Below are 2,336 nucleotides of genomic sequence, written 5' to 3' on the forward strand. Positions count from 1 at the left end.
CCCGCCGGGTCGGCGGGTTGGCAGTCAGCAAAGGACGGGGAAGGGGCGACGAGCGTCAGGCGAGCCAGCGCTTCCTGCGCTTGTAGCTCTTGACGTCGCGGAAACTCTTGCGCTCGCTGCCGCCCATGCCAAGGTAGAACTCCTTGACGTCGGCGTTGTTGGCCAGCTCGTGGGCGGGGCCGTCCATGACGATGCGCCCGCTCTCCATGATGTAGCCGTAGTCGGCGTACTTGAGCGCCATGTTGGTGTTCTGCTCGGCCAGCAGGAAGGTCGTGCCTTCCTTGTCGTTGAGGTCCTTGACGATGTTGAAGACCTCCTCGACGATCTGCGGCGCCAGGCCCATGGAGGGCTCGTCCAGCAGCACGATGCTGGGGTTGCTCATCAGCGCGCGGCCGATGGCACACATCTGCTGCTCGCCGCCCGAGGTGTAGGCCGCCTGGCTGGTGCGCCGGGTCTTCAGGCGCGGGAAGTAGTTGTAGACCTTCTCCAGGTTGGCGGCGATCTCCGCCTTGTCGGTGCGGGTGTAGGCGCCGGTGAGCAGGTTCTCCTCGATGGTCAGGTGCGCGAAGCAGTGCCGCCCTTCCATGACCTGCACCACCCCGCGCTTGACCAGCTCGGCGGGCGAGAGGTTCTCGATGCGCTCGCCGCGCAGCTCGATGGAGCCCTTGGTGACCTCGCCGCGCTCGCCCTTGAGCAGGTTGGAGATGGCCCGCAGCGTGGTCGTCTTGCCCGCGCCGTTGCCGCCCAGCAGCGCGACGATGCCGCGCTCGGGCAGCTGCAGCGACACGCCCTTGAGCACCAGGATCACGTGGTTGTAGATGACCTCGATGCCGTTGACGTTCAGGACGATGTTTCTGGTGTCCATAACTCTCACTTCCGCGTTGGGTGCCAATCGCAAGGGCTGCCGACGCAACCCTTGCGATAGGCGGCTGCCGCTCAGCCAGCCAAAATCTGCCCCCACCCCCTTCCCCGTGCGTGAAGCGCACGCCAGAGAAGGGGGGAGCCGCGCAGCGGCCCCGGAGGCGTGCCGGATCAGCTCTGGCAGTCGCCCGTCTCGCGGCGCTGCATCTTCTTGTCCGAGAGGTACTTGTCGGCGCCGGCCTTGACCATCGGCTTGATGATCTGTTCGTCGGCCTGGTACCAGTCGGAGGAGAAGTTCCACTTCTTGCCGTCCCAGGTGTGCACGCGCGCCCAGGTCGAGCCCATGTGGTCGCTGCAGCTCGTGGACAGCGGGCGCATCACGCCGTTGAAGCCCAGCGCGTCCAGCTTCTTCTGGTCCAGCGCCAGGTTTTCCATGCCCCAGCGCACCTGCTCGCCGGTCATGACCTTGCCCTTGCCGAAGCGCTCCTGCGCGCGGCGCACGGCCTCCACGCCCAGCATCTGGATGATCACGCCGCGCGTGTACAGCACGGAGCCGACCTCGTCCTTCGGACCCGTGCCCTGGCCCTTGTCGTGCACGTGCTTCAGGATGTCCTGGATGACCTTGGCTTCCTTGCCGTAGCCGTTGAGCGCCAGCGCGTGGTAGCCCTTGGCCCCCTCGCCCACGTCGCGCACGTCCGGCTCGGCGCCGGCCCACCACACGCCGTACATCTTGTCGCGCGGGTAGCCCGTGGCCTGGGCTTCCTTCAGGGCGGTGGAGTTCATCACGCCCCAGCCCCACAGCAGCACGTAGTCGGGCCGGTCCTTGCGCACCTGCAGCCAGGTGGCCTTCTGCTCCACGCCGGGGGCGGTCACCGGCAGCAGCTGCAGGTCGAACCCGTGCATCTTGGCGCGTTCCTGCAGCAGCGGGATGGGTTCCTTGCCGAACGGGCTGTCGTGGTAGACCAGGGCGATCTTCTTACCCTTGAGCTTGTCCAGGCCGCCGTTTTGCTTGCCCAGGTGCTGGATCAGGATGTCTGCGCCCGTCCAGTAGCTGCCCATGTACGGGAAGTTCCACTTGAACGCCATGCCGTCGGCGGCCACCGACAGGCCGTAGCCCAGCGTCATCAGCGGGATCTTGTCCACGGGCGCCTTCTCGGTCAGCGCGAAGGTGATGCCCGTGGCCTGCGGATCGAACAGGGCCACGCCCGGGCGGCTCTTCAGGCGCTCGTAGCACTCCACGCCGCGGTCGGTGGCGTAGCCGGTCTCGCACTCCTCGAACGTCAGCTTCACGCCGTTCACGCCGCCGTCGCGGGCGTTGATGAGCTTGAGGTAGTCCTGCTTGCCGTTGGCCCAGGGCGTGCCGTTGGGCGCGTAGGGGCCGGTGCGGTAGGACAGCAGCGGGAAGAACTGCTCGGGCGCCTGTTGCGCGAACGCGCTGGTGGATACCGAGGCGCCGGCAGCGGCCAGTACGGCGG

Annotated in this window: 2 protein-coding genes; both read right to left on the bottom strand. The window is 67.1% G+C overall.

Annotated features, from left to right (window positions below; genetic code table 11):
* Positions 1-55: 55 nt before the first annotated feature.
* Complete coding sequence (locus A612_RS12505; protein ID WP_019374809.1) at positions 56-865, bottom strand: ABC transporter ATP-binding protein; 810 nt, start codon at positions 863-865, stop codon at positions 56-58.
* 167 nt (positions 866-1,032) lie between these two features.
* Positions 1,033-2,328 carry an ABC transporter substrate-binding protein gene (locus A612_RS12510; RefSeq protein WP_051001503.1) on the bottom strand — a complete coding sequence of 432 codons (1,296 nt, stop codon included), beginning with the start codon at positions 2,326-2,328 and terminating at the stop codon, positions 1,033-1,035.
* Positions 2,329-2,336 lie beyond the last annotated feature (8 nt).

The organism is Melaminivora alkalimesophila, from assembly GCF_000282995.1.
Classification (GTDB): Bacteria; Pseudomonadota; Gammaproteobacteria; order Burkholderiales; family Burkholderiaceae_C; genus Melaminivora; species Melaminivora alkalimesophila.

Excerpts from the sequence above, each read along its gene's own strand:
- A612_RS12505 (WP_019374809.1), bottom strand. The coding sequence starts at position 865 with ATGGACACCAGAAACATCGTCCTGAACGTCAACGGCATCGAGGTCATC.